Origin of the sequence: Stenotrophomonas bentonitica, from assembly GCF_013185915.1 — a bacterium.
Classification (GTDB): Bacteria; Pseudomonadota; Gammaproteobacteria; order Xanthomonadales; family Xanthomonadaceae; genus Stenotrophomonas; species Stenotrophomonas bentonitica.
In genome coordinates this window covers 1483886-1510714 of sequence record NZ_JAAZUH010000001.1, presented here as the reverse complement: position 1 = coordinate 1510714, position 26829 = coordinate 1483886, and the positions used below count along the sequence as shown (strand labels likewise).

At 65.5% G+C, this 26829-nt stretch carries 25 protein-coding genes; 15 read left to right on the top strand and 10 right to left on the bottom strand.

The window, feature by feature from the left end; all coding sequences use genetic code 11:
* The first annotated feature begins 107 nt into the window (after positions 1–107).
* The 8 genes from HGB51_RS06680 (at position 108) to HGB51_RS06645 (ending at position 4590) form a co-directional block, all read left to right on the top strand.
* Entirely contained in the window at positions 108–596 is a 489-nt protein-coding gene (locus tag HGB51_RS06680; protein ID WP_141739099.1) for a tetratricopeptide repeat protein, read from the top strand.
* 159 nt (positions 597–755) lie between these two features.
* Positions 756–1046, top strand: coding sequence for a hypothetical protein (locus tag HGB51_RS06675; RefSeq protein ID WP_141739100.1), 291 nt, complete (start codon positions 756–758; stop codon positions 1044–1046).
* Positions 1036–1419 (top strand): DUF6869 domain-containing protein, encoded by a 384-nt coding sequence (locus tag HGB51_RS06670; protein ID WP_070207506.1) that lies wholly within the window; start codon positions 1036–1038, stop codon positions 1417–1419. Before HGB51_RS06675 ends, HGB51_RS06670 begins: the two co-directional genes overlap by 11 nt.
* 703 nt (positions 1420–2122) lie before the next feature.
* Complete coding sequence (locus HGB51_RS06665) at positions 2123–2824, top strand: hypothetical protein (RefSeq protein ID WP_070207508.1); 702 nt, start codon at positions 2123–2125, stop codon at positions 2822–2824.
* 121 nt (positions 2825–2945) lie between these two features.
* Positions 2946–3179, top strand: coding sequence for a hypothetical protein (locus HGB51_RS06660; RefSeq protein WP_070207509.1), 234 nt, complete (start codon positions 2946–2948; stop codon positions 3177–3179).
* A 72-nt stretch (positions 3180–3251) separates the two neighbouring features.
* Positions 3252–3575 carry a hypothetical protein gene (locus tag HGB51_RS06655; protein WP_070207510.1) on the top strand — a complete coding sequence of 108 codons (324 nt, stop codon included), beginning with the start codon at positions 3252–3254 and terminating at the stop codon, positions 3573–3575.
* 32 nt (positions 3576–3607) lie between these two features.
* A complete protein-coding gene (locus tag HGB51_RS06650; RefSeq protein WP_141739101.1) occupies positions 3608–3802 on the top strand; it encodes a hypothetical protein in 195 nt (64 codons plus the stop codon).
* 575 nt (positions 3803–4377) lie between these two features.
* Positions 4378–4590 (top strand): hypothetical protein, encoded by a 213-nt coding sequence (locus HGB51_RS06645; protein ID WP_070207513.1) that lies wholly within the window; start codon positions 4378–4380, stop codon positions 4588–4590.
* Positions 4591–4796: 206 nt separating this feature from the next.
* Here HGB51_RS06645 and HGB51_RS06640 read toward each other — a convergent pair whose 3' ends face one another.
* The 3 genes from HGB51_RS06640 to HGB51_RS06630 form a co-directional block, all read right to left on the bottom strand.
* Positions 4797–5345, bottom strand: coding sequence for a hypothetical protein (locus HGB51_RS06640; RefSeq protein WP_070207514.1), 549 nt, complete (start codon positions 5343–5345; stop codon positions 4797–4799).
* A gap of 527 nt (positions 5346–5872) precedes the next feature.
* Entirely contained in the window at positions 5873–7258 is a 1386-nt protein-coding gene (locus HGB51_RS06635; RefSeq protein ID WP_171966763.1) for a sigma-54-dependent transcriptional regulator, read from the bottom strand.
* 64 nt (positions 7259–7322) lie between these two features.
* Positions 7323–8936, bottom strand: coding sequence for a sensor histidine kinase (locus HGB51_RS06630; RefSeq protein WP_070209518.1), 1614 nt, complete (start codon positions 8934–8936; stop codon positions 7323–7325).
* A 276-nt stretch (positions 8937–9212) separates the two neighbouring features.
* Between HGB51_RS06630 and sucC the strand changes: the two genes are divergently transcribed.
* The 3 genes from sucC to HGB51_RS06615 all read left to right on the top strand — a co-directional run bounded on the left by sucC (position 9213) and on the right by HGB51_RS06615 (position 13515).
* Entirely contained in the window at positions 9213–10382 is a 1170-nt protein-coding gene (sucC, locus tag HGB51_RS06625; protein WP_070209517.1) for an ADP-forming succinate--CoA ligase subunit beta, read from the top strand.
* Positions 10383–10403: 21 nt separating this feature from the next.
* Complete coding sequence (gene sucD, locus HGB51_RS06620) at positions 10404–11279, top strand: succinate--CoA ligase subunit alpha (protein WP_017356169.1); 876 nt, start codon at positions 10404–10406, stop codon at positions 11277–11279.
* A gap of 601 nt (positions 11280–11880) precedes the next feature.
* On the top strand, positions 11881–13515 hold the full coding sequence (locus HGB51_RS06615; RefSeq protein WP_070209516.1) for an NAD+ synthase: 1635 nt from the start codon (positions 11881–11883) through the stop codon (positions 13513–13515).
* Here HGB51_RS06615 and HGB51_RS06610 read toward each other — a convergent pair.
* On the bottom strand, positions 13503–14633 hold the full coding sequence (locus HGB51_RS06610) for a protein kinase family protein (protein ID WP_171966762.1): 1131 nt from the start codon (positions 14631–14633) through the stop codon (positions 13503–13505). The genes HGB51_RS06615 and HGB51_RS06610 overlap by 13 nt on opposite strands.
* A gap of 288 nt (positions 14634–14921) precedes the next feature.
* Here HGB51_RS06610 and HGB51_RS06605 point away from each other — a divergent pair, with 288 nt between their 5' ends.
* Entirely contained in the window at positions 14922–15197 is a 276-nt protein-coding gene (locus tag HGB51_RS06605; protein WP_070208743.1) for a hypothetical protein, read from the top strand.
* A 65-nt stretch (positions 15198–15262) separates the two neighbouring features.
* Here the strand turns inward: HGB51_RS06605 and HGB51_RS06600 are convergent, their stop codons facing one another.
* A complete protein-coding gene (locus tag HGB51_RS06600; protein WP_070208744.1) occupies positions 15263–16147 on the bottom strand; it encodes an outer membrane protein assembly factor BamD in 885 nt (294 codons plus the stop codon).
* A gap of 116 nt (positions 16148–16263) precedes the next feature.
* On the opposite strand from HGB51_RS06600, the gene rluD reads away from it, so the two are divergent.
* Together rluD and pgeF are read left to right on the top strand one after the other, a co-directional pair.
* Positions 16264–17259, top strand: coding sequence for a 23S rRNA pseudouridine(1911/1915/1917) synthase RluD (rluD, locus tag HGB51_RS06595; RefSeq protein WP_070208745.1), 996 nt, complete (start codon positions 16264–16266; stop codon positions 17257–17259).
* The gene (gene pgeF / locus HGB51_RS06590) at positions 17259–18053 is read left to right on the top strand and encodes a peptidoglycan editing factor PgeF (protein ID WP_070208746.1); all 795 of its coding nucleotides are present in this window, start codon (positions 17259–17261) and stop codon (positions 18051–18053) included. Before rluD ends, pgeF begins: the two co-directional genes overlap by 1 nt.
* Before the next feature lies 1 nt (position 18054).
* Here the strand turns inward: pgeF and HGB51_RS06585 are convergent, their stop codons facing one another.
* From HGB51_RS06585 to HGB51_RS06565, 5 genes are all read right to left on the bottom strand, one after another.
* The gene (locus tag HGB51_RS06585) at positions 18055–19317 is read right to left on the bottom strand and encodes an OmpA family protein (protein ID WP_070208747.1); all 1263 of its coding nucleotides are present in this window, start codon (positions 19315–19317) and stop codon (positions 18055–18057) included.
* 299 nt (positions 19318–19616) lie between these two features.
* The gene (gene otsA, locus HGB51_RS06580; protein ID WP_070208748.1) at positions 19617–20984 is read right to left on the bottom strand and encodes an alpha,alpha-trehalose-phosphate synthase (UDP-forming); all 1368 of its coding nucleotides are present in this window, start codon (positions 20982–20984) and stop codon (positions 19617–19619) included.
* Positions 20981–22762, bottom strand: a complete 1782-nt coding sequence (locus HGB51_RS06575; protein ID WP_070208749.1) for a glycoside hydrolase family 15 protein — start codon at positions 22760–22762, stop codon at positions 20981–20983. The genes otsA and HGB51_RS06575 overlap by 4 nt, the downstream gene beginning before the upstream one ends.
* A gap of 26 nt (positions 22763–22788) precedes the next feature.
* Positions 22789–23553: a trehalose-phosphatase gene (gene otsB, locus HGB51_RS06570; protein ID WP_070208757.1), complete on the bottom strand. Its 765-nt coding sequence runs from the start codon at positions 23551–23553 to the stop codon at positions 22789–22791.
* Between the two features lie 73 nt (positions 23554–23626).
* Entirely contained in the window at positions 23627–26074 is a 2448-nt protein-coding gene (locus HGB51_RS06565; RefSeq protein WP_070208750.1) for a TonB-dependent receptor plug domain-containing protein, read from the bottom strand.
* Positions 26075–26243: 169 nt separating this feature from the next.
* Between HGB51_RS06565 and HGB51_RS06560 the strand changes: the two genes are divergently transcribed.
* Positions 26244–26729 (top strand): DUF3574 domain-containing protein, encoded by a 486-nt coding sequence (locus HGB51_RS06560; RefSeq protein ID WP_070208751.1) that lies wholly within the window; start codon positions 26244–26246, stop codon positions 26727–26729.
* Positions 26730–26829: the final 100 nt, after the last annotated feature.

The window sequence follows — 26829 nt, the reverse complement described above, 5'->3', positions numbered from 1 at the left end:
TGGGGCGTGGGTAGTCTCCGGCGCCGCATTTGTCCTGTTCGTGACTGCGCGCCGGCATCTGCGTTCCAAAGGCGTTGGCCGGCGCCAGAAGGCTAGAGGTCGTGAGAGTGAATAGTCTGACGAGTAACCTCCCTACCGATCTGACCGGTGAGTATGATCGCCTGGTAGCGTCCAACGACTGGCAAAGTGTTTCGCTACTACTGGCACCGTTGGTCGAGTCAGGCAACCCTGAGGCTATCTACCTGTCGTCGATGTCGAGTTACCCCGGCGAGGACAACAGCGAGTTCGAGGCGCGCCACCTGCGCCTCTTGGCTGAGGCAGCAGGCAAAGGGTATGCGCCCGCGCAGTTCACCCTGGGCATGTACCACCTGTTCGGAGACAGGGTTCGGTTGGATCCGGGCCTCGCCATGAGCTTCATGGCTCCCGCCGCAGCTCACGGCTACCCACCAGGCGAGTACGAGTACGGTTTCGCGCTCCTCCGTGGAATGGGCGTTGCCAAGGACGAGGAAGAGGGGCTGCGGCTGATTCGCAAAGCTGCGGCGGCCGGGAATGAGGTAGCCTTGGAGTTCCTGCAGGAAAGGGAAGGCTTGGCCTGAAGGTCAGGGACGCACGCGGATGCACGTTCCGGTCTGCTACTTTCCAGCTGTGAACAGAGTGCCCGTTCGTTCGAGGCCCATGTGGTGCGGTGTCGAATCCGTAGGGGATGGAAGTCGGTGCGCCCTGTGGATGCACGTCTCAGTTGCTTGGAGGGTGCTGTGAACTACGTGAGCAATGGTCGCAGGATTCGCATCGGAGACTTCGTTCTTCTTGAGGGTGATAAGGGCATCGTGGTCTGCGATTACGACCAGTGGGAGTGCCTGAGCGGCTACGAAGGCTGGCTTACCAAGGAAGAATTGGTGGGCGGTGGCTTTCTGTCGAGCGGCGTGATGATCGAAACCGCGGGCGCTGGTATGGTCCACTACCCGGAGCTCGATGATGAAATTGAGTTCGTTGCCCGAGCGGGCGTAGGGCTTGGTGACGATGAACAGGGCGAACATGGCCATTGAAGAGCGGGGCATTGGCGAGATCGCTGCTGCCTGGATAGCGCTTCATCGCCTTGCAGAGGCGTCGCCGGAACGCGAAGCGCTGTTTTGGGCATTCTGCAGTGCCCATGAGCTGGTCCTCGAGGATCCGGAGAAGGCGTGGGAGATGATTGAGGAGATCCGGCGGCTGGATGGAAGCGACCTGATTCTTTCCAATCTGGCTGCTGGGCCCCTAGAAGACCTGTTGGTTGCTCACGGTGAGCGGTTTGTAGACCGTATTGAAGCAACCTGCAGGCGCGACCAGCAGTTTAGGAAGGTACTCGGGGCGACTTGGCGGAACGGTATGGCCGATGCGTTGTGGGCGCATATCAGGGCTGTTGCCGCGCCGTCTTGGTAGAGGGGGGGGCTCTGGTCTCGTCGGAAGGGTGCGGCTTTGAGCCTTTGGATTCTGATCGTTATGTGACTTGATCCGTCGAGGCAGCCGGGCAGAGCCCGGCTCTACCGGGGTGCCATTCTGGCGTACCTTTGGCTTGGCCCATGCGAACATCTCGAGAAGTGTGCGACAGGCTTGCGGGCCGTAGGAAGGGGAAGGATATGAGGCGATCGAATGCAAGGGCGAGGAAAGATCTGCAAGCGCTGGACCCGCCGGCCCTACGGAGAGTCGTGCTGTCGCTGTTCCGTAGACGCAATGACTATGGGAGCTTTGACGTTTCAGGCGTCATCAACCAGTTGCGCGGGTTCGGTGTAGAAAATCTCAAGCAGTTTCGACTACTGATGAAGAAGCACCGTCGCTCCATCCTTGTAGAGGAAAGGCGAAAGATGCCCAGGGCAGAGACACTTCATCTGCTGGAGACGTCCTATCCCAATGGAGTGGACTCTCATTCGAACACATCCTGGTACGCAGTTACTGGGTTGGTCAGGCAGGCGTTGTGCAGGGAGTTCGGCGACGACAGGGTGTTCCCGGAGGCGGAGGGCGGCGGTTAGATTAAGATTCAAGCTTGCACGCAATGTTCGGTGGACACCGGGATTCTGCACATAGGGTCCAGATGGTCGATAGCGCTGTAGGTAACTTAGCTTTTGCTGATTGGGAGTGAGGAATTATGGTTGCTGGGCAAGCCGGGAATCCTCTGAAGGGCGTTGCGCTCCACGACACGGCGCTGACGTCTGTCCAACTCGCGCTTGATCGGCTGGTGTGCACGGTTGAGGTTGAGGGATCTGGCGGCCAGATGCCGAAGGGCGAGCGGGTAGTGATCACCTGTCAGGGGCTGCACTCGTTCTTTGCGTCGTTCAACTTCGCAGAGATGCTGGACAACGCCTGGCCAGGTAACGTGCAGGATGGTCACTACTACGCGAGCGGCCTCTTTCGTGCCTACGTGACAGGAGGGATGCTGGAAGCAGGCGCGACGAATCTGACGCTGGGGGATTCGACGCCTTTAGATGACAGTGACTCCGGCGAGTCGATGCCCGTCCTGCTTTCGGACTATAAAGCGCTGTACGACGTAGACTTCGATTTTGGGTTTCTGCAGCATGTAGGCATATTGCCGGCACTAGGGATGGTGACGGCTCATGTCCTGATGCGCGTTGGTGATCTATCGTCTGACCTCGTTCCTGCAGTTCTATCCTTCTACGGAGTGAAGTCCTGCAATCTGAGATTGGACGTCGCTGCCATGAGGGATTCGGTCCGGTTCGGGAACATTGCATCCTTGCGCGTGAACGTGAAGGGCGGGATCGTCTGGATTTACTGCAGGGAAGGCTTTGTAGAGGTCGTTGCTGAGCAGGTGATGCTGAGGAAGTTTGGATAGGACGGAATAGGGCTTTGAGCGGGAGGCGTGCAGAAGGCAGGGTCAATCCGAAGCAGCTGGCGTCATGTGTTCGTGCGGGCGATGAGGTTCAGCTGTTTCAACGAATACTCCAGGAGTTGCAATGAAGACCATCAAGGAAGTTCTCGTCTCGTTGTTCCAGTCACTCTTCATTTCGTACGTGTTGATGATCGGGTACTTCGCGTTTGGTCCGGTGTTCATCGACGGTCAGCTTGCCATCTATCGGATCAACCAGTACACGCTCATTACATGGGTGGTTCTATTTTGGCCGGTCTATCTGATCAGGCGGCGAAGAGCCAAGAAGAGGGAGTCGGAGAAGAATTCGCGGATCGGCTGACCGCTGGTGGAGGGTTTCGAACCTCGATGGCACCCCTCCCTTGATCGGGTGCAAGCGTGTAACGTAGCAGTCATGGATGAACTCGTGCCCGGACTCTTCTACAGTATGGTCGCTCATATGATCAGTCGATCATGGGTTGTTTTTCTGGCCAGGCGAGAGTTAAATCGAACGGCCGGCGAGATGGTCATGGCTTCGCTTCCCGTCATGCCGACGCGCGATCTGACAGTTGCGCGGGATGGCTTCCATGGGAGCATTGCCGTGATGAAAGAGCGGGGTGCGTCGAAGCTGATCACGGTGGTTTCTTTCGTTCACGTGGCTTCGCTCGGAGTTTTTGTCCTGCTGTTGCTTGCGATCGGATTCGTGCCTTTGATTCAGCATTTTCTTGGCGCTGATTGAAAGGGGCGAATGTGGAGCGTGTCCGGAGCCGCGTGGCGAAACTCAAGGCGTACTCGGTCGTGGTGTTCGCGGCGAGCGCAATGGCATTTGCTGCTCTCTTGATTGCCTTCCTTGTTGTGCTGGCAGTCGCAGGTCTCGATGCAGCAGATGAAGTCTGGAGCGGAGTCTACCCCGTCGTTGCGTGGTTGATAGCGTTGATTGTTTGCAGCAAGTTCATGACCCGCTAGATGGGTACATGGCTGGCGGGCTCTGTGGTGGTACACAGGCTGCGGTAGATGGGCCGGGTGGATCCGGGCTCTGCCTTGCTGTGGTCTTCCGCCAGGTCAGTCTCGCTACTGCCGGCGCCTGCCTGGCGACACTGGTATCAGAATCGAAGCAGTCGTCGGTGCTTCTGGCAGCCAGCTGGTGCTTATGTCTCTTCCCCACCTGCGGAGTGGCTCCGATCAGTCACCTTGCCATTTGAGGGGTTTGTATGAAGTATTACGATGGCCAAGAAGTCTTACTCGGAGATCACGTCAGTCTTGGGGGAGAGATGGCAGGGAGTGTCGTTGCGGTAATCGATACCGGGGAGTACTCACAGGGTTACCTGGTCGAAGACTGGTCATACCTGTCGGCGGGCACATTGGTCATCTCGCCCGATGCCGGGCTGGTCCATTACCCTGTCCCTGATCAGGACCTTGTTCTCATTCGTCGCAGATAGGGCCTTGACCTGAGGCAGCTTGGCCGGCGGTGAAGGCGCGCAGGGGCGGGAAGTGCTGTCGTTGGTGGATGATCATTACCTGAGTCGCGGAACGTCATACGTATGAAGAAGTTCTCAGATGATTGGTACGGGGCTGATTGGATGAAGCTCGGTTTCTACTACGACCTGAACCATTGCGCCAAACACTGGAACGTCACTGGATCCCCGGCGGGGCTTCTTGCGTTTGTAGCGGTGCTGCGCACGTACGCCTCTGACGCAGAGAATGACTGGGTGTCGTGCCACTCCAACCACGGTCCGCATTTGGTTCGCGAGTAGGTGAGTCTCTTGCCGTAAGGTCATTCTTCAGTCCCGGCTCTTCGTATGATCTTCTACTGACGGTAGAGGTGGACGGCTTTGATCCGTCTTCGCTGGACACTTCGCTGGCTGCGGTAGGTGATCGGCTCCCGCAGAGCAGCCGGGCAGGGCCCGGCTCTACCTCGCGGGATGCGGCCCGGGTGTGCGGTGACCGGTTGAGCCCGACGTTACCGGGGGGCGAGGTACTTCTGCTGCAGCTCCCACCAGAACCACTGCGAGGTGCTGGCGAAGGGGGCTAGCCGCTCGGCCAGGTCCATGTCTACGTCGTAGTCGCCGGCCAAGAAGCATTCGGCCAAGTCCTGTGAGACGCCGATGGCATGGGCGAAGTCCTGGGTTGAGGCGCCCATGGGGGCGAGGATGTGCTCGCGGACGAGTACACCCGGGTGTTCGTAGTGGATGACATGTCCCGGCTTGGGTTCGTAGCGGTCCGCGATGTATTTTTCGAACGCGTTGCAGCGGCGCAGGCGGGGCTCTTTGGGTGGGTCCACCAGGTCGAAGATCAGCCGGCCCTCGACTGCCTGCACGGTTACCCTTGCGCCAGGCTTGAACCCCGCGTTGTACAACCAGCTGCCGTGTGCGGCTATGCAGGGCACGAGGCCGCCGTCGAAGGTGTCCATCCAGGGGTAGGTGTGCGCACGCACGGTGTAGTGGCGCGGTTGTTCGGCCGTGGGCATGCCGAGCTCGGGAAACATGGGGGTGTGGCGTGATATGTGCATGGCGGTCCTCCAAGGGGAAATCTCCCTTGCCGGTAGGGCAAGGGAGCCGGGAGGTTCAAATCCGCGTGTGAGCATGCGGCGTGGAGTATTTCCCCCGTTGAGGGGTCTTGTATTAGCCACCCTCCCGACATGGGACTTCCATAATTTTGCTCACACTTGGAGATTTGAAGCTCCGTGGCACACCTTGCGTGGCGATGCCTTGGATGACTAGTTGATTGTTTCTGTTGGTTTTGCGGGTTTCGATAGGCATTGCCTAACACGTGACGCTAGCGGCACGGGTTTTTGCGGAAGTGCGACGGAGTTGCGGTCAGGACGGGTTGTACACGTCATGCGTTTTGAGGTGAAAAAACACGCCGCGCGTGTCCAGCGGGGTGTCGGGTGGTGCGATGGCGGTGGGTTTGCGCGGGGGTCGGGCGGTGCGTGGGACACGCATGGCGTGTCGCTACGCGGTTCGACCGTGGCAGGGGTAGTGACACGCCATGCGTGTCATCCGCGGTGCGTGGCGGCGCAACACACCGCCGCTTCCCTCAATCCATCCCCAACTTTTTCAACTTGTACCGCAACGCCCGGAACGTAATCCCCAGCTGCGCGGCCGTCTTGGTCTTGTTCCAGCGGTTCTCTTCCAGCGCCTTCTGGATCGCAGTACGTTCCATCTGCTCGATGTACGAAGGCAGCGCGCCACTGCCCGCGGGCAGATCCACCACGGCTTCTTCATGGTGCGCAACCGCCGCACCGGTCTGCCGCGCAGCGCCCGGCTGCGGCAGGCGTAGATCGCCGGCGCCGATGCTGTCACCCTCGGCCAACGCCAGCGCACGCTCCAGGATGTTCTCCAGCTCGCGCACGTTGCCGGGGAAGTGATACGTGCCCATCGCTTCCAGCGCCGAGGGCGCCAGCAGCGGGGTAGGGCGGCCATGCGTACGCGCCAGGCGGGCAAGGATCGAAGCGGCCAGCTGCGGCAGATCGCTGCGACGCTCGCGCAGCGGCGGCACGCGCAGTTCGATCACGTTGATGCGGTAATACAGGTCGTGCCGGAAGCGCCCGTCTTCCACCAGGTCGCCCAGGTCTTTGTGCGTGGCCGAAAGAATGCGCACGTCCACCGCCACTTCCGTGGCCGAACCCACCGGGCGGATCGACTTCTCCTGGATGGCGCGCAGCAGCTTCACCTGCATCTGCAGCGGCAGTTCGGCCACTTCGTCCAGGAACAGGGTGCCGCCATGCGCGGCCTGGAACAGGCCGGGCTTGTCGGCATGCGCGCCGCTGAAGCTGCCCTTCTTGTGGCCGAAGAATTCGCTTTCCATCAGCTCGGACGGAATGGCGCCGCAGTTGACCGGCACGAACGGGCCCGGGGCACGTGCGCTCTGGTCGTGGATGGTGCGTGCCACCAGCTCCTTGCCCACGCCCGATTCGCCCAGGATGTACACCGGCGCCTGGCTGCGCGCGACCTTGCTGATGGTGGCGCGCAGGCCGTCCATCGCGGCCGATTCGCCGAGCAGGCGGGCGGTGGTGTCGCTGGTGAGCGGGGCGGGGGCGGGGCGCTCGGTGTTGTTGAGTTCCAGCGCGTGCTTGACCAGGCCGCGCAGCACGGCGATGTCCACCGGCTTGCTGACGAAGTCGAACGCGCCGGCCTTCAGCGCTTCCACCGCCAGGTCCATGCTGCCGAAGGCGGTGATCATGGCCACCGGGGTGCGCGGGTAGTTCTGGGCGATCTCGGTGACCAGCTCGATGCCGTTGCCGTCGGGCAGCCGCATGTCGGTGATGCACAGGTCGTACGGGTTGCTGGCCAGCAGCTCGCGCGCTTCGGCGAGATTGGCTGCGGTACTGATGCGCAGGCCCATGCGGCCCAGGGTCAGTACCAGCAGTTCGCGGATGTCGCGTTCGTCGTCTACGACGAGGGCGCTGCGGTTTTCGTTCATATGGGGGGAAGATAGCCGAGAGCGGTTGAAAACGACAAATACTTGACGCCCGCAGGGTAGCGCGTCATTGCGGCAGCATTGTGTGCGGGCCCAGCAGGACCAGCCGGAAGCAGGCACCGCCGGCCGGCACGGACACGTATTCAAGATTGGCCTGGTTGGCGCGACACAGCTCGCGGGCAATGTAGAGGCCCAGCCCGGTGCCGTGCTCGGAGGTGGTGAAGAACGGCCGGAACAGCTGTTGGGCCACGCTTTCGGGAATGCCGGGGCCGCGGTCCATCACGTCGATCACCGCCGAGCGGTCCTGGCGGGCCACGCGCAGGCGCACCCGGGCCGGGTCCTGGCCGGTGCGGCCGTACTTGAGGGCGTTGTGGACCAGCACGGTGAGGATCTGGTGCAGGTGGCGCGGGTCGACCAGGCCATGCACGGACGATTCGTTGATGATCGGCTCGATGCTGTCCGTTTCCAGGGTCAGGCTCTGTTTGTACTCCAGCACGAAGCGGCGCACGAAGGCGGCCAGGTCCAGGTTTTCGGGGTTGGCCCGCTCGCGCCGGGCCAGGCCGAGCACGCTTTCGACGATGCCGTTGGTGCGCTGGCACTGCTGGTGGATGATCTGCAGCAGGCGGCGGTCGGTGTCGCCGATGGCAGTGGACTCTTCCAGCAGCTGGGCGGCGTAGTTGATGGCGGCCAGCGGGTTGCGGATTTCATGGGCCAAGCTGGCCGAGAACCGGCCCATGGCCGAGAGGGTGAGCGACTCGGCGCGGCGGGAGACCACGCTGGAGTCGTCCAGGAAGATGATGGTGAGGTCGCTGCCGGCCAGCAGGCGGGCGAAACGTGGCTGCACTTCGGGCTGGTCGGGCGAGAGCTGCAGCGGGGTTTCTTCGTTGCTCCAGCCATTGCGCCAGCGCTGCAGGCGGCGGCTGAGGTCGGGCGCGGCGCTGCCCAGTTCGAGCTGGCCGGTGCCGCTGTTGCCTTCGTTGTCGCCGATCAGGGTGGAGGCCGCTTCGTTGGCCAGGGTGATGCGGTTGCCCGCGTCCACCACCAGCACGCCGGTGCGCATGCGGCGGATGATGAGTTCGTTGATCTGGAACAGGTTGGCCACTTCGTCGCCGCGCTGGTTGGCCAGCTGCTGGTTGCGGCGGGCGCGGTTGCCCACCTGGTAGCTGACGAAGGCCAGGGCCAGGAAGCTGGTGATGAACATGGCCAGCTCGGCCAGGGTGCGGGTGGGCTGGCCGGTTTCCAGCAGGTTCCAGGCGTACTCGCCGGCGGTAGCGGCGCCCGCGGTAACCGCAATGGCCATGCCCCAGGACAGCGGCAGCAGGGTGGCGGCGGCGGCAATGTTGAACAGCAGGGCCATGGACAGGCCCGCACTCGCGCCGGGCAGCGCGTGGGCCAGCAGGACGGTAGCGGTGATGTCCACCAGCAGGCTGGTGACCACGGTGCGGCGCAGCCAGCGGTCGTTGCGGCCGATGACCAGGATGATCAGCGAGATCACCAGGTAGCTGACGCTGACCACGCCGGCCAGTTCGGGGTGGGTGGATTCGCCCACCATTCCGCTCAACGGGCTGAACAGCAGGGCGGCAATGACCGCGGCGATCAGCACCCGGTACAGGGCAAAGAAGTACAGCTCCCGCTTCGGCAGGGACTCGATGCGGTCGATCAATGAAGCGCTGGGTGACACGCCGGAACTCCCCTTCTGGCTGTCGGGTGGTGGTGCAGCCGGGCAGGGCCCGGCTCTACCGTTGGTCCGGCCAGTATGGCCCGAAGCTGCGCAGTTTGCCCATTCACGACCCCGGGGGGCGGGTCGGGTGGGGCTCGCAACTGCCTGAATGGCGTTGGAAAACTGGCCGGGGCGGCCGTTGGGGGGCCGTGTCTTTGCGCCACGCGGCTGGGTCGTCCACAATAGTGGGCCCGCCGCGGTCCGTGCGTGCGGTCGTTCCTATTCCCACGGTGACGCATGAATTTCCACGAATACCAGTCAAAACAGCTGCTTGCCGAGTACGGCATTCCGGTCCCGGCCGGCAAGGTCGCAGCGACTCCCGATGAAGCGGTCGAAGCGGCCAACTCCCTGGGCCAGGGCCCCTGGATGGTGAAGGCGCAGATCCATGCGGGCGGTCGCGGCAAGGCTGGCGGCGTCAAGTTCTGCAAGACCACCGACGACGTCAAGGCCGCTGCGGCCAAGATGCTCGGCACCAAGATGGCCACCTACCAGACCGCTGGCGTTGAACTGCCGGTCAACCTGGTGCTGGTGACCACCGCCGGTGAGATCGTCAAGGAACTGTACCTGTCGGTGCTGGTCGACCGTGGCACCAAGACCATCACCTACATCGCCTCTTCGGAAGGCGGCGTGGAGATCGAGCAGGTTGCTGCTGAAACCCCGGAGCTGATCCACTCGCTCAACGTCGACTTCGTTGAAGGCGTGCAGGGTTACCACGGCCGCGATTTCGGCTTCAAGCTCGGCCTGACCGCCAAGCAGGCCGGCCAGTTCGCCAGCATCATGGTGAACCTGTACCGCCTGTTCAACGAAAAGGACCTGGCGCTGGTTGAAATCAACCCGCTGGCCATCCTGGACGACGGCAACCTGTACGCGCTGGACGGCAAGTTCGACAGCGACGACAACGCCGCGTTCCGTCAGAAGGCCCTGGTCGCCATGCGCGACAAGACCCAGGAAGACGAAACCGAAGTGACCGCTTCGGAGCTGGACATCAACTACGTCACCATGGACGGCAACATCGGCTGCATGGTCAACGGCGCCGGCCTGGCCATGGCCACCATGGACGTGATCAAGCTCAACGGCGGCGAGCCGGCGAACTTCCTGGACGTGGGCGGCGGTGCGAACAAGCAGCGCGTCATTGAAGCCTTCAAGCTGATCCTGTCCTCGGACAAGGTCGAAGGCATCTTCGTCAACATCTTCGGCGGCATCGTCCGCTGCGACATGATCGCCGAGGGCATCATCGCCGCGGTGAAGGAAGTGGGCGTCAAGGTTCCGGTCGTGGTGCGCCTGGAAGGCACCAACGTGGAAGAAGGCAAGCAGCTGCTGCGCGACAGCGGCATGGCCATCATCCCGGCTGACAACATCAACGACGGTGCCAAGAAGGTCGTCGAAGCTGTCAAGAACGCCGCCTGATCCGACACCGAAGGAAAAACAATGTCTGTTTTGATCAATAAGAACACCAAGGTGATCGTGCAGGGCTTCACCGGCCAGCAGGGCACCTTCCACGCCACTCAGATGATCGAGTACGGCACCCAGGTCGTTGGCGGCGTGACGCCGGGCAAGGGCGGCACCACCCATATCGACCTGCCGGTGTTCAACACCGTGGCCGATGCGGTGCAGAGCACCGGCGCCAACGCGTCGGTCATCTACGTCCCGCCGCCGTACGCGGCTGACGCGATCCTGGAAGCTGCGGCTGCCGGCATCAAGGTCATCGTGTGCATCACCGAAGGCATTCCGGTGCTGGACATGCTGCGCGTGAAGAACGTGCTGACCCGTTCGCATCCGGACACCGTGCTGATCGGGCCGAACTGCCCCGGCGTGATCACCCCGGGCGAGTGCAAGATCGGCATCATGCCGGGCCACATCCACAAGCCGGGCAAGATCGGCATCGTGTCGCGTTCGGGCACCCTGACCTATGAAGCGGTCAAGCAGACCACGGAAGTGGGCCTGGGCCAGTCGACCTGCATCGGTATCGGCGGCGACCCGATCAACGGCCTGAACTTCGTTGACTGCCTCAAGCTGTTCAACGAAGACCCGCAGACCGAAGGCATCATCATGGTCGGCGAAATCGGCGGCGACGCTGAAGAAGCCGGTGCGGAGTACATCAAGAACCACGTGAAGAAGCCGGTTGTCGGTTTCATCGCGGGCGCCTCGGCTCCGGCCGGCAAGCGCATGGGCCACGCCGGTGCGATCGCATCGGGCGGCAAGGGCACGGCAGAAGGCAAGTTCGCCGCCATGGAAGCCGCCGGTGTCGTCACCGTCCGCTCCCCGGGCGACCTGGGCGCCGCCATCGCCAAGCTGGTCAAGTAAGGCGCAACGCGCCTTACGGGTAGAGCCAGGCCCTGCCTGGCTTTACGTAGCCAGAAACAAACAACGCCCCGTCAGGGGCGTTGTTTGTTTTCGGGGTTCGAAATTTCCCGTGGAAGGCACCGCGCATCGAATACGCGCACAGTCTCGTCGCTGACTGCCCCCGTTTCCTGCAGCGCAGCCAGGTCATCGCGCAGGGACTCGATAATGCTTTTCACAACGCACCTCCAATAGGACGATCACCCTCGCCTTGGATACGGTACGAGCGATGCCGGCGCTTTCAGGTTTGACGCGCGCAGAGGCTGATTTGGTAGGGTCGGTCCCCAGACGACCGCCGACAGCAATGATCGAAGCTGGGACGCATGACCGTCACTGGGGTCGCGCGCTTCTCCGACGAGGTTCATGCGTCACTTGCACCGATCACCGTTATCGGCAGTCGTCTGGGGACCGACCTACCGGGGATGCGCAGCGCCTGATTCATGGCCCCCGGCCGAGTCCCCAGTCCGGTAACGTCGGCCGTTGGCCGACCCAGGCGGTCCCGCACTGTTCGTACCGGTCAAACCACCAGCGTTACAATGGGCCACTGCATCCACAGGCCGCACCCATGACCTCGATCCGCATTGCGATGGCCCAGTTCGATTTCCCGGTGGGGGCGGTCGAGCGCAATACCGACACCATCATCGAGATGATCGCCGAGGCGCGCGATGAGTTCGGGGCGGAGCTGGTGGTGTTCCCGGAACTGGCGATCAGCGGCTACCCGCCGGAAGACCTGCTGCTGCGCCCGCGCTTCCTGTACGACTGCCAGCAGGCCATGGCCCGCATTGCGGCCAGCACCCACGGCATCACCGCGGTGGTCGGTTGGCCCGAGGCGACCGGGGCGGTGGTGTACAACGCGGCCAACGTGCTGCGCGACGGCAGGATCCTGCACACCTACCGCAAGCGCGAACTGCCCAACTACGCGGTGTTCGACGAGCGCCGCTATTTCGACATCGACCCGGACGGCGGCAGCTGTGTGTTCGAGCTGAAGGGCGTGCCGGTGGGCGTGCTGGTCTGCGAGGACCTGTGGTTCCCCGAACCGCTGGCCGATACCGTGCGCAATGGCGCCGAGCTGGTGGTGATTCCCAACGCGTCGCCGTATGAGCGCGGCAAGCACGCCCAGCGCGATGCGCTGCTGGCCGAGCGCACCCGCGAAAGCGGTGCGGCACTGCTGTACCTCAACATGGTGGGCGGGCAGGACGCACTGACGTTCGACGGCGCCTCGGTCGTGGCCGATGGTGACGGCACCGTGCACCCCGCTGCGGCCGCGTTCACCGACCAGTGGCTGGTGGTGGACTACGACGCCGAGAGCCGCCGCTTCCTGCCGCGCGAGTGGATGGACGACGGCGACGAAAGCATGGACGCGCTGGCCTGGCGCGCGGTCACCCGGGGCATTCGCGATTACTGCGGCAAGAACGGTTTCAAGAAGGTGTGGCTGGGCCTGTCCGGCGGCATCGACTCGGCGCTGGTGCTGGCGATGGCGGTGGACGCGCTGGGCGCGGACAACGTCACGGCGGTGCGCCTGCCTTCGCGCTACACGGCGGACATGTCCAACGACCTGGCCGCCGAGCAGTGCCGCGCGCTGGGCGTGAAGCTGGAAGCGGTGTCGATCGAACCGGTGTTCGAAGGCCTGATGACCGCGCTGGGCCCGATGTTCGAAGGCCAGGCAGCGGATGTCACCGAGGAGAACCTGCAGTCGCGCGCGCGCGGCGTGATCCTGATGGCGCTGTCCAACAAGTTCGGCGGGCTGCTGCTCACCACCGGCAACAAGAGCGAATACGCGGTGGGTTACGCCACCATCTACGGCGACATGTGCGGCGGCTACGCGCCGTTGAAGGATCTGTACAAGACCGAAGTGTTCGGCCTGTCCAAGTGGCGCAACACGGTCGGCGGCGCCCCGGTGATTCCGCCGGCGGTGATCGCCCGCCCGCCATCGGCCGAGCTGCGCGCCAACCAGACCGACCAGGACTCGCTGCCGGCCTACGATGTGCTGGACGGCATCCTGTACCGCTACGTGGACCAGGAACAGTCGCGCGAGGAGATCGTGGCGGCGGGGTATGCCGCCGAAGTGGTGGACCGCGTGCTGCGGCTGGTGCGCACCAGCGAGTGGAAGCGCCACCAGGCCGCACCGGGGCCGAAGGTGTCGCGCCGCGCGTTCGGGCGCGAGCGGCGTTACCCGATCAGCAATGGCTATAAGGGCTGAGCGGAAGCCCTGGGCACGCCCGGTTCTATCGGGAACAGGTCCGGGCGCACCTGCTGACCACGCCGGACGAAGCTTTGAAGTACGTCGATGGGAAGCGACCCCGCAGCGTACGTATCCTTCGTGCCCTCATGTACCTCATCCAGCGCCTTCAGCAAAAATTTCTCCGACCGTGGCGAAACCAGCTGATGGTCGGTGTTTACCGCAAGCGACATCAGCAGCAGCTTGCGCAGGTTCCGGGTGGGGATCGGCAGGCCGCTGTTGAGTACCGATAGTGCTTTGGTCAACGTGCGGAAGCGCACGGCGACACGGCTGGAGACATCGCGCCAGGAGCCGCCGGTGATTCCTCCCTGTGGCTGCTGTGCGAAGCGCACGCTTTTGTCGGCATGATCGGGCGCCGCAGCACGCTCTGCCACCGCCATCAGGTTCCTCACTTCGCCGCGGAAGCTCTCAATCCAGCTTTGCCACTGACCTGCCGCAGGGGCGCGGCTCTTCAGGTCTATCGGCGCCAGATTGCCCGTACGGATGTCATAGATGAAGTTGGCTTCGCATAGATCTTCCGGGTAGATACCCGCATCGATGATCCGCTCAACACACGCCAGTATCCGGTCCCTCAGGTCGGGCAGGGCCTGTCCCGGCGTCAAACAGTGCAGCGGTACGCCGTCGATCCTCGGCATGCGCAGCACGCGTCCATCGGGCGACACATGGACGAATCCGGCGCCGTGGTACCCGTTCATCGCATCGAGCTCGGCGCGGATGTCGATGGCGGCAATGCCGGGTTTGAACAGTTTCAGTACTTGCCCGTGCATGTGAGCGGCCTCGCGAATCTCTGCCTCAGCCCCACTCGCGATCAACGTACCCGGTTGCCAGCAAGGGTCGACAGTGCGCGGGTTGGGGGCGGCATACACAGGCGCAGTGCTGCGCGCCGCCAGAAGCGTCCGGGCAATGTCGCGGCTTGGTGTGGGCAGCTTCGGAACTGTGGTGGGTGTTGGGACCGCCAAGCGATTCTCGATTTCCTTGATGTCCAGCCGCCCCGGCACGCCCGTGTTTTCGGTGCGTCGCGCGTGGGTGAAGCCTTGCGGGACCAAAGACGTGGCGGGCTGGATGCGCGGGTGTGGCATGGCGAAAGGGCCGGTTGGGAAAGGATTCTAGAAATACCCGCCTTCACCGGCACAAGCTTTCAAGATCCATGCATACAGCCCCCTCTGCATTCGAGGTGGCGTTCCACGGGTGCTCGGGCTGGTTCAGTTCCAGCACGCGGCGGGCATCGTCGGCCAGGACCTTGTTGCCCAGGTGGGTGCAGGCCTCGCCCAGGGCGGCTACGCCGTCGTCGCCCGAATCCGCGCGAAATGCGAAAGCGCGCCGGTCGCAGCTGGATAGAGTCAGGTTTTTCCGTTGGAGACACCCCGATGCAGCTTCCTACCGCCTTAACCCTCACTCCCGGCCACGCGCCCTACCGGGTTCCCGCCGCCGCAGAACCGCAGCAACCCGGAGTACAGGAAATCACGCGCCCCAGCCCGGTATCGGTTGCCAATGGTCCGGCGCTGCAGCCCCGGCGGGTGACGTTCTCCTCCGAGGTGCAGGTTGCACCCGCGCCCCCCGCCAGCGACTTCGAGGGCATGCGCTTCCAGGTGTCGCCTGTCTCAGAGGCCACCGTGCAGCAGGCGCCGCCTCCGCGCCTCTGAGCTGCCACCGGCAACAAAAAAGGGTCCCGCAAAGGACCCTTCTTCGTTTCAACCGGCCGCTGGAATCAACGGCGGTTCATGGTGGCGTTGCGCTGGCCGGTGCTGGCGGACTTCTCGCCGGCGAACGGGTTCAGCTTGCGGACCATCCACGGGTACTTCGGCCAGTTGCCCTGCAGCCACGGGTGCTCCGGCTGGTTCAGCTCGAGCACGCGGCGCGCGTCGTCGGCCAGGGTCTTGTTGCCCAGGTGGGTGTAGGCCTCACCGAGGGCGGCCACCGCGTCGTACTGGAAGGCGCTCTGCGGGTAGGTTTCCAGCAGGTAGTTGGCACGGCCGGCGGCGGAGACGTAGGCCTCGCGGCGCAGGTAGTACAGGGCGTTGTCCAGCTCGTGCTGGGCGAACACGTCGCGCAGCTCCAGCATGCGGCTGCGCGCGTCGGCGGCGTAGCGGCTGTTGGGGTAGCGCTCGACCACGACGTTGAAGTCGGAGTAGGCCTGGCGCGGGGTGGACAGGTCGCGGCGGCTCGGGTCCAGCGACCACACGCGGCGGAGGAACACCGTGTTGCGGTTGCTGTTGGCCAGGCCACGCAGGTAGTACATGTAGGCGATGTTGCGGTGGGTCGGGTAGGTACGGATGAAGCGGTCGATGCTGGACACCGCGTCGTCGTGCTTGCCGGCCTTGTACTGGGCGTAGGCGGTTTCGATCATCGCCTGCTCGGTGTACGGACCATACGGGTACTGGGCGATCAGGCGGCGGAAGGTGGCCTCGGCCCCGCTCCAGTTGCCCTTCTCCATCAGGCCGTGGCTCTTTTCGTAGATCGTTTCGACCGGCTGGCCTTCTTCCGGGTTGTCACCCTTGGCGCCACGGTGGCAGCCGGTGGAAACAAGGGCCAGGACCAGCATCAGGGCCGCGGTGCGGACGGGCGCGGACAGCAGGGAAGAGCGTCGGATCATGGGGTCAGGGCGGGACGCGGCTGGAATACGAAGGGTCGATGATAGCCTAGTGGCCTGTCCTGCGACTGAAAGTGGTCGCCCGGACCCCAAAATTGTCTTCCTGCGGTGTGCCCCCCATGTCCGATACCCCTTCAGAAACCGACTCCAACCGCCAGGCCATCGTGCCTGATACCGCCGCCGGGCGGCGTTTCGACGCCGTGCTGGCCGAACTGTTCCCGGAGTTCTCCCGGTCCAAGCTGACCGAGTGGATCAAGTCCGGCGACGTCCTGCTGGACGGCAACCCGGTGCGCGGCCGCGACCCGGTCCGCGGCGGCGAGGTGGCCAGCCTGCATGTCGTGCTCGACACCCAGACCCACGCCGAGCCCGAGGACATCCCGCTGGACATCCTGTACGAGGATGAACACGTTTACGTGATCAACAAGCCGGTCGGCCTGGTGGTCCACCCGGGCGCCGGCAACCCCAGCGGCACCCTGGTCAACGCGCTGCTGTTCCGCGACCCGGGCCTGTCGGTGCTGCCGCGTGCGGGCATCGTGCACCGCCTGGACAAGGACACCAGCGGGGTGATGGTGGTGGCCCGTACGATCCAGGCGCAGACCGCGCTGGTGGAGCAGTTGGCCGCGCGCAACGTGCACCGCCAGTACCTGGCGGTGGTGGTGGGCGCGCTGGTCTCCGGCGGTACCGCCGATGCGCCGATCGACCGCCACCCGCGCGACCGCATCCGCATGGCGGTGCGCGAAGACGGCAAGGACGCGGTGACCCATTACCGCCTGCGCGAGCGCTTCCGCGCGCACACCGCGCTGGAGTGCCGCCTGGAAACTGGCCGTACCCACCAGATCCGCGTGCACATGGCACACCTCAAGCACGCCATCGTGGGCGATTCGCTGTACGGCGGCGCGCTGAAGCTGCCCAAGGGCGCCAGCGACGAGCTGGTGGCCCAGTTGCGCGGCTTCAAGCGCCAGGCGCTGCATGCGGAAACGCTGGAGTTCGCCCACCCGATCACCGGTGAGCCGATCCGCAACAGCGCACCGGTGCCGGCCGACATGGTGGCGCTGATGGACGCGCTGCGTGAGGACACCAAGCGCATCGCCGAACTGGAACGCGGGCGCCGCTGATGGCCACGCCGTCTGCCCCGCTGCCGGTGCTGGCGGCCGACTGGCCGGCGGCGCCCGGCGTGCATGCGCTGACCACCCTGCGCTACGGCGCGGGGGGCTCGGTGGCGCCGTTCGACCAGTTCAACATGGGCAACCGCACCGCCGCCGACGGCGACCACCCGGCCCAGGTGGCGCGCAACCGCGCGCTGCTGGAGGAAGGGTTGGGGCTGCCCTCTGCGCCGCACTGGCTGCGCCAGGTGCACGGTACGGCGGTGCTGCGTTTCGAGGCGGCGCCTGCCGGGCAGGGGATTGAGTTCGAGCCCACTGCCGATGCGGCGGTGACCTCTGTGCCGGGCGTGGTGCTGGCCATCCTCACGGCGGACTGCCTGCCGGTGGTGCTGGCGGCGCGCGACGGCCGCGAGATCGGCGCCGCCCATGCCGGGTGGCGCGGGCTGGCCGACGGCATGCTGGAGGCGACCGTGGCGGCGATGGAGGCGGCGCCGGGTGAGCTGCAGGCGTGGCTGGGGCCCGCGGCCGGGCCGGCCGATTACGAGATTGGTGAAGACGTGTTCAACGCGTTCGTGGAGCGCGATGCGGGCGCGGCGGGGGCATTCGTTGCGACCCGTCCAGGACACTGGAAGGTGGACCTGTACGCGCTGGCACGGCGCCGGCTGGTGGCGGCTGGGGTGGACCCGGCGGCGATCAGTGGTGGGCAGTTGTGCACCATTGCCGAGCCGGGGCGGTTCTATTCGCATCGGCGGGATCGTCGGACGGGGCGCATGGCCACGTTGGCCTGGATCGCGCCACGCCGGTGATTCACTGCAAAATCGAATACTCGATCCGCCGGTTACGGTCCCGCCCCGATTCCCACCGGTTGTCGGCCACCGGCTGTTCCTCCCCATAGCCCCGCGGCACCAGCATGCCCAGCGGCACGCCCTGCGCCTGCAGTTCGGCCACCACCATTTCCGCGCGCTGCTGGCTCAGGTGCAGGTTGGTCTCGGCGCTGCCAAGGCTGTCGGTGTGGCTGCCCACTTCCAGCTTCACGCCCGGGTCGGCCGCCAGTATCGCCTGCGCGCTGGCGCGCAGCATGTCGTGGCCGTCGGCGCGCAGGGTGGGCGACTTGTGTTCGAACTTCACCTTGCCCTGGTTCAACGCGGCCACCAGTTCGGCCGGCTCGGGCATGGCAGGCAGCTGCGATAGCGCCACGCGGCCGGCGTCCCACAGGCCGGTGACCTGCATGTGGCCGAAGCCGCGACGCAAGGTCGTGGAGACCGCAATGCGGTCCTGTTCCGGCAGCCGGGCCATCTCCACGTGCAGGGTGTCGCCGTTGAACGACAGCGACAGGCCGGGGTGGCGCAGCACCGGGGCCAGGCTGACCAGCCGGTCCAGCCAGCGCGGCTCGCCGGCCAGCGGGTCGCGCAGGATGTCGCCGCTGACCCCGCGCTGGCCGTACTGGGCCACCAGCGCGCTCCACACCTTGCGCCGGTCCGCTTCGCCGGGCAGGCGGCCGCGCACGTCGATCACCCCGTCGTTGTTGGCCAGCGACAGCCTCGGCGGGGTCTTCTGTTCGGCATGGGCCACCGGTGCACCGGCACTGACCCGGGTCTTCTGGTGGATCCAGCCGGTCAGGCAGAGCAGGGCGCCGGCCACCATCACCCACAGCACGCCACGCAGGGCGGTGCCGCGCACCAGGCGCAGGGTGGGGCCGTGGCGCGGTTGGCGCGCTGCGCTGGGCGGCGCCTGCGGGCTGCGTGCTTCCTGTTCCAGCACGTCGAGCAGGCCTGGCAGCAGGTCGGAGGCCACCACCGCGAACATGCCGGTGGGGAAGGCGGCGCGACGGGCCAGCACGGCCAGTTCCTCGCGGCCCACTACCGCTTCCAGCTGGCTGGCCAGCAGGCGCGGCGGGCGGCCGTCGCCGGGGAAGCCCAGGCCCACCGCATCGAAGCGTCGGCGCAGGCCGTGCACGCCGTCCGGCAGGCTGCGGATGTAGTCGACCAGCACGTCCACCAGGCTGCGCGCGCGGTGGCCCAGGCCCATGTGCAGGGCGGTGTCTTCGACGAAGCGTTCCAGCAGTGACATCAATCTGATTCCCGAATGCACGACCCATGCGGCATGCACGGGCTCTGCGGGCGTCAATGTCGGGACGCGCTGTCAATGCGAAATGAAAGTCGCAGGGGCCGAAGGTTGCGAATCCGGCCCTGATTTCGGCGATTTAGGATGCCTATCGATATCGAGGGCAGACCCCTGCGCGGTCTTGCGCAAGGAGTGTGCGAAAAACGACACACTCCTAAAAAATCTGCATCACACCGAATGATGCACAGGCCAAAAGCGATTCCGTGCCGAAAGCGACACGGTTGACCCCTTCAAATCTGTCGTAATCAGCCGTTTTCCAGCGCCTGCAGGTACGACTGGCGCCAATGGTTGATGTCGTACGTACGCAGGTGTTCCATCATCGCCTGCCAGCGCTCCACCCGCTTGCGCAGCGGCATGGTGGCGGCGGTGGCGATGGCGTCGGCGACGCCGTCGAGGTCGTGCGGATTCACCAGAAGGGCCTGTTTGAGCTCGTCGGCCGCACCTGCCAATAGCGACAGCACCAGCACGCCGGGATTTTCCGGGTCCTGCGAGGCGACGTACTCCTTGGCCACCAGGTTCATGCCGTCACGCAGCGGCGTGACCAGCCCTACGGCTGCGGCGCGGTAGAAGCCGGTGAGGGTGGCGTGGGCGAAGTTCTGGTTCACGTAGCGCAGCGGGGTCCAGTCCGGCGCGGCGAACCCGCCGTTGATGTGCCCGGCGATCTGCTCGAGCTGGCTGCGCAGCTGGCGGTACTCGGTGACGTCGCCGCGCGAGACCGGGGCGATCTGCAGGTAGGTCAGGCTGCCGCGCTGGTCCGGGTGGCGCTGCAGGTAGCGTTCGAAGCCGAGGAAGCGCTCGGGCAGGCCCTTGGAGTAGTCCAGGCGGTCCACGCCGATGGCGAGCTGGCGGTCGCGCAGGCTGTTGCGCAGGTCGCGCACGGCCGGCTTGCTGGCGCCGGCCTTGGCCTGGCGTTCGATGTGCGCGGTGTCGATGCCGATCGGGAACGCCGCCGCGCGGAAGCGGCGCCCGCCCGGTGCTTCCAGCATGCCGTCGGGCAGCACGCGGCCGCCGGCGAACAGGCGCACGTAGGACTGGAAGCGGTCTGCGTCGCGCTGGGTCTGGAAGCCGACCAGGTCGTAGGCGTAGAGGCTGGAGAACAGGCGCAGGTGGTCGGGCATGGCCTGCAGCAGGTCGGCCGAGGGCATCGGCACGTGCAGGAAGAAACCGATGCGGCAGCCGATGCCCCGCTCGCGCAGCAGCGAAGCCAGCGGAATCAGGTGGTAGTCGTGGATCCAGACGATGTCGTCTTCGCGCAGCAGCGGCGCCAGCTTCTCGGCGAACAGCGCGTTGACCTGGCGGTAGGTCTCGCGGGTGCCGCGGTCGTAGTCGACCAGGTCCAGGCGGAAGTGCAGCAGCGGCCACAGCGTGCGGTTGGCGAAGCCGTTGTAGTAGCCGTCCACGTCGCGCTTGTTGAGGTCCAGGGTGACGTAACGGATGTCACCCTCGGTCTGCTCGTGCACGGCGCCGCTGGGCTCCTTCACCGACTTGCCGCTCCACCCGAACCACATGCCGCCGCGCTCCTTCAGCGCGGCCAGCAGGCCCACCGCGAGGCCACCGGGGGCGGCCACGCCGGGCGCAGCGACGCGGTTTGAAACAACGACAAGACGGCTCATGAGGCCTCCTGCCAGCTGCGCGAGAGGCGCATCGCAGCCGTGACCAGGCCCACGTGCGAATAGGTCTGCGGGAAGTTGCCCCAGGCTTCGCCGTTGTCGAAGGCCAGGTCTTCGGACAACAGGCCGAGGTGGTTGCGGCGTTCGAGCAGCATCTCGAACATCTCGCGCGCTTCGTCCAGCCGGCCGATCGCGGCCAGCGCGTCGATGTACCAGAAGGTGCAGATGGTGAAGCTGGTTTCCGGCTCGCCGAAGTCGTCCGGCGCCACGTAGCGGTACAGCGCATTGCCGTGCTTGAGGTCGCGGCCGATGGCTTCGACGGTGGCGACGAAGCGGGCGTCGTCGGCGCTGATGAAGCCGATGTCGGCCAACAGCAGCAGCGAGGCATCCAGGCGGTGGCCACCGAAGGTGTCGGTGAAGTGGCCGAGCTCGTCGCTCCAGGCTTCGTCCATGATCCGCGCGTGGATGGTGTTGGCGCGGTCGCGCCAGTACTCGGCGCGGTGGTCCAGCTTCAGGCGCACCGCGATCTTGCACAGGCGGTCGCAGGCGGCCCAGCACATCGCGCTGGTGTAGGTATGCACTTCGGTGCGGCCGCGGAACTCCCACAGGCCGGCGTCTGGTACGTCGTGCAGGGCAAAGGCCTGTTCGCCCAGCGGTTCCAGCCGCGCGAAGGTGTGCGCGTCGCCCGGGTCCTGCAGGCGGCGGTCGAAGAACAGCTGGGTGGAGGCGAGCACCACGCTGCCGTACACGTCGTGCTGGCGCTGCACCCAGGCCAGGTTGCCACGCCGCACCGGACCCATGCCACGGTAGCCGTCCAGCGAAGCCACTTCGCTTTCTTCCAGCTTGGCTTCGAAGCCGATGCCGTACAGCGGCTGCAGGCTGCCGTCGGTGGTGGCGAGGTTGAAGATGTAGCCGAGGAACTGCTCCATGGTGCGGGTGGCGCCCAGCCGGTTGAGCGCACGCACCACGAAGGCGGCGTCGCGCAGCCAGCAGTAGCGGTAATCCCAGTTGCGGATGCTGCCCGGCGCCTCGGGAATGGAGGTGGTCATCGCGGCGATGATCGCGCCGCTGTCTTCGTACTGGCACAGCTTGAGGGTGATGGCGCTGCGGATCACCGCGTCCTGCCATTCCAGCGGGATGGAGAGGTAACGCACCCATTCGCGCCAGTAGCTCTGGGTACGCTGCAAAGACTCCTGCACGTAGCCGCTGAGCGAGCGGTTCAGCGATTCGTCCACGCCCAGCACCAGGTGCACCGGATGGCTGAGCACGAACGGCAGCTCATCGCGCACCATGCGGATCGGCACGTCGGTGGTCAGGCGCAGCACGTGGTCGGGCAGCACCCAGCGGATGTGGTTGCTGCCCCAGGTGGAGTCGGGCACGCGTGCGCCCCAGTCGGCCAGCGGCCGCGCGCGGACCACGATGCGCGGATTGCCGGCAAGCGGGCGCACCTGGCGGATCAGGCTGACCGGCCGGTAGAAGCGGTCGTTCTGGCGCCAGCGCGGGGCGAAGTCGATGATCTCCAGCGAGCCGCCATGCTTGTCGTGCAGCACGGTGCGGAGGATCGCGGTGTTGGTCAGGTAGGCCTGTTCGCTGCTGACCATGTCCTCCAGTTCGATGGCGAAGTCGCCGCCGACCTGCTGGTTGGGCTGCAGCAGCGCGCAGAAGGTGGGGTCGCCGTCGAAGGTGGGCAGGCAGCTCCATACCACGCGGGCGTCGCGGTCGATCAAGGCGCCGAAGCTGCCGTTGCCGACCACGCCGAGGTCCAGGTTGGGTTTACTCATGGGGGAAAGGTTCTCTGGCGTCATGGTCAAGCGTTCTGCAGCAGCCAGGCATGCACGTCACGCACAGTGGGAAGGGCGAACACGGCGGCGCTGGGCTCGCGCTCGCCCACCAGCACACTCCAGCCGTGCAGGGTGTTGGCGGCGTCGAAGCCGAATTCGTCGGTGAGGTCGTCGCCCAGGAACACCGGCACGCGGCCGCGGAACGGCAGCTGCTGCATCAATTGATGGAGGGCACGGCCCTTGTCGCTGCCTTCGGGCACGAATTCGACCACATGGTCGCCGGCCTGAAGGCGATAGCCACTGCTCGCATCGGCATGCTGTTCGGCGAACGCGCGTACGTCCTGTGCGGCATGCGGCGCACCGCGCCAGTGGAGCGCCAGGCTGCGGCCCTTGTCTTCGACCAGCACGCCGGGATGGCCGTGTGCGAACTTCATGGCCTGCTGGTGCACGCCGTGCAGCCATTCGCTGGTATCTGCGTCGGTGTCGGTGTCGGTAGCGCGGCGGGCGGGTGTGCCCACGCTTCGCACCTGATGGCCATGCAGGCCGGCGGCAGGCAGATGGAGCGGGGCAAACAGGCGGTCGAGCTGCGCCAGCGGGCGCCCGCTGATGAGTGCAACGGCGCCGTCGAGGCGGTCGCTGATGCGGGCGATCGCCTCGCGTACCTCGGGCAGCAGGATCACCGCCTCGGGGTCGTCGGCAAATTCAATGAGGGTGCCGTCCACGTCCAGGAACAGCGCGCACGCATCGTCCAGCGGGGGCGGCGGCGGACGTTGGGGGAAGTCGTTGGCCATGCGCGCCAACATGCCACCGGGGGTGTGAAAAGCCGGTGCGGACAAGGCGCCCGCCCCGGCTTTCATTCAGCTCTTAAAACGTATACCGGACCCGCCCATAGAAATACGCGCCATTGCTGCCAATAGGCGACAACACGTCATAGGGCAGGTTGCCAAAGTAATAGATGTCCTCGTTAGACAGATCCGAATAGTTGTCGGTCAGGTTCTGCCCACCCACCGCCACGCTCCACTGCGGCGTGATCCGGTACTCCACCTCCGCATCCAGCTGCCATTCCGCGCCATAGGTCTGGCGCGGCACATACCCGTCGCCGAAATCGAACACGCGGGTCACGCTGCCGTAACGACTGAGCCGGCTGCTCAGGGTCCAGCGGTCATTGGCCCAGGTGGCGGCCAGCTGCGCGCGGGTGCGCGGGGTGGCGTCGGTCAACGTGTTGATCTCTTCCAGCCCGAACAGCACGTAGGCCGGGTCCAGTGCGCTCAGCTCCGGCGGGGTCGCCACCACGTTCTTCAGCGTGGTCTTGTTGTAGGCGTAGGTGCCGGTCAGCAGCAGCTGGCCATCGCCCAGTCCCTGGCGCCAGTTGGCGACCAGTTCGGCGCCGCGCGTACGGGTGTCGGCCGCGTTGACGAAGAAGTTGGCGCTCTGCAGGCCGCTGACGCCGAACTGCTGGTCCACGAAATCGGTGAGCGCGTCGCCGGTGATGCTTTCCGAAAGCGCGATGCGGTCGTCGATGTCGATCTGGTAGAAGTCCAGCGACAGGTCGAAGTGCTCGCCGATGCGGCTGGTGAAGCCCAGGCTGGTGTTGAGCGACTTCTCCGGCTTGAGGTCGGTGGCACCCAGGCTGCGCGCGATCGGGTTGTTCACCGACAGTGTCCGGCCCTGCACCAGCTGGCCCGCCGCGTTGTAGCCGGTGGAGGTGGACTCGTACCCGATCTGCGCCAGCGACGGTGCGCGGAAGTTGTTGGACACCGCACCGCGCAGCGCGAACGCCGGCGTGAATTCGTAACGCAGGCCGAGCTTGCCGGTGAGTTCGCCGCCGTAGTCGTCGCTGTGCTCGTAGCGTGCGGCCAGGTCGCTGGAGAACTTCTCGCCGAACTGGCTGGACAGGCTGGCATAGGCACTGGTCACGTCGCGGGTGAGCGAGGTGGCGTCCTGCGGGGTCAGGCCACCACCGGCCTGCGAACCGGTCGGGCGGTCGGTGTAGGGGCCGGCCGCATAGCTGGCCGGGTCGCCGGGGCGGGTCTGGAAGTGGTCGCGGCGCGCTTCCAGGCCCAGGCCGAGGGTGTGGCTGTTGTTGCCCTGGTTGAACACCCGGCTCAGGTCGAAGTTGCCCACGGTGAGTTCATTGCGATAGTCGCCGGTCTTGAAGCGGGTAGGGCTGCCCGGGCCGAGCGAGGCGTTGAGCGAGTTGCGCAGGCGGTAGGTGAAGTCGTTGAAGCCGTAGTCCAGGCTGGCGTCGTAGTTCCACTCGCCCCACTGGCCGCGCGCGCCGGCCACGGCCTGCACGTCGCGGTTCTCGCCTTCGGAGATCGGGCGGTAGCCGTTGGGGTAGATCTCCGGCCAGTTGGCGTCGCTGTCGGGGTAGCGGAAGTAGTTGGCGCCTTCGCTGTCGCGCTGGTTGAAGGTGCTGAAGAAGTAGAACTTCGAGGTTTCACCGAAGGGGAGCTCGGTGTTGATCCAGGCGTTGAGGTCCTTGGTCTTGCCGTCGCCGAGCACGTAGTTGCGCTGGCCCTGCAGGGCGAGGTTGATGTCGCTCTGGTCCCACGGCGGAATCTGGTCGAAGCCGGCGCGGTTGGTGCCTTCGCGGTTCTTCAGTTCCAGGCCCACGCGCAGGAAGCCTCCGTCGTCGCCGAGGCGGGTGCCGACCTTGGCACTGGCAAAGCTGGTCTGGCCGTCGGTGAGGGTGCGGTCGATCGGCTTGAGGTCGGTGTGGTGCGCCCCGAAGCTGGCTTCGATGGCGCCGCCTTCCGGGGCGTCGTCCAGGATCACGTTGATGACACCGGCCACGGCGTCGGAGCCGTACAGCGCGCCGGCGCCGTCGCGCAGGACTTCGATGCGCTTGATCGCGCTGACCGGAATGGAATTGAAGTCCACCGGCGTGGTGCCCTTGCCGATCTTGCTGTCGGTGTTCACCAGCGCGCTGGTGTGGCGGCGCTTGCCGTTGACCAGCACCAGCACCTGGTCGGGCGAGAGCCCGCGCAGCTGCGCGGCGCGCACGTGGTCGGCGCCGCCGGAGTTGGACTGGCGCGGGAAGTTGAACGACGGCAACAGGGCCTGCAGCGCGCTGCCGAGCTCACCGTTGACCACGCCGGCGCGGCGGATGTCTTCGGCGGTGAGCACGTCCACCGGCGAGGTCGACTCCAGCACGGTGCGGTCCACGGCGCGGGTACCGGTGACGATCACCGTGTCCAGCGTGGTGGCATTGGCGGGCGCGTCCTGCGCATGAAGCTCCTGGGCCAGCAGCGGAGAGGAGAGGACCAGCGCGATGGCAAGGCCAAGGCGCGACGCGGACGGACGGGACATGCAGGCTCCAGCAAAAACGGGGGGGAGGGGAGGGGCGGTTCCGGATGAAACTATTGTTCCATCCGGATGAAGAGATATATTATCTTGGCGTGAGAGCCGTATGTGATGCAAGTCCCAATGCGTGCGGCATCAGCTGATAACCGTTGGTAATCCCGGAGACCCCCGCAACATGAAGCCGTACCCCCTGCTGCTAGCCGCCTTCCTGGCCATCAGCGGCTGCGCCACCACCACCCCGACTGCGCCGCCGGTCGGTACCGCTACCTCCACCACCGCCAGCCTCCAAGGCGACGCGGCCCGCCCCGACGCCGCCGCCAACTGGGTGCGCAGCGAGCTGTACTTCGGCGTGGGCGAGGAAAGCGGCGCCTCCGAGCGCAAGCAGACCGACGCCATCACCGAAACCCAGTGGCGCGAGTTCCTCGACAAGCAGGTAACGCCGCGCTTCCCCGACGGCCTCACCGTGTTCGACGCCTACGGCCAGTGGCTGTTCCGCGGCGCCAAGGAGCCCAACCGGCTGCGCACGAAGGTGCTGGTGGTGCTGCACGAAAACACCCCGCAGCGCCGCGCCGACATCGAGGCGATCCGCCTGGCGTGGAAGCAGGCCACCGGCCACCAGTCGGTGCTGTGGGCGCAGCAGGCGGTGGAGGTCTCGTTCTGACCGGCGCCGGTTAACACCAATGTATGGCCCGGAAAGGCGCTGATTCCCACGCGGGTGTCACCCGGGCAAGACTAGGCTGGCACTTCCCCCTGAACGTGGA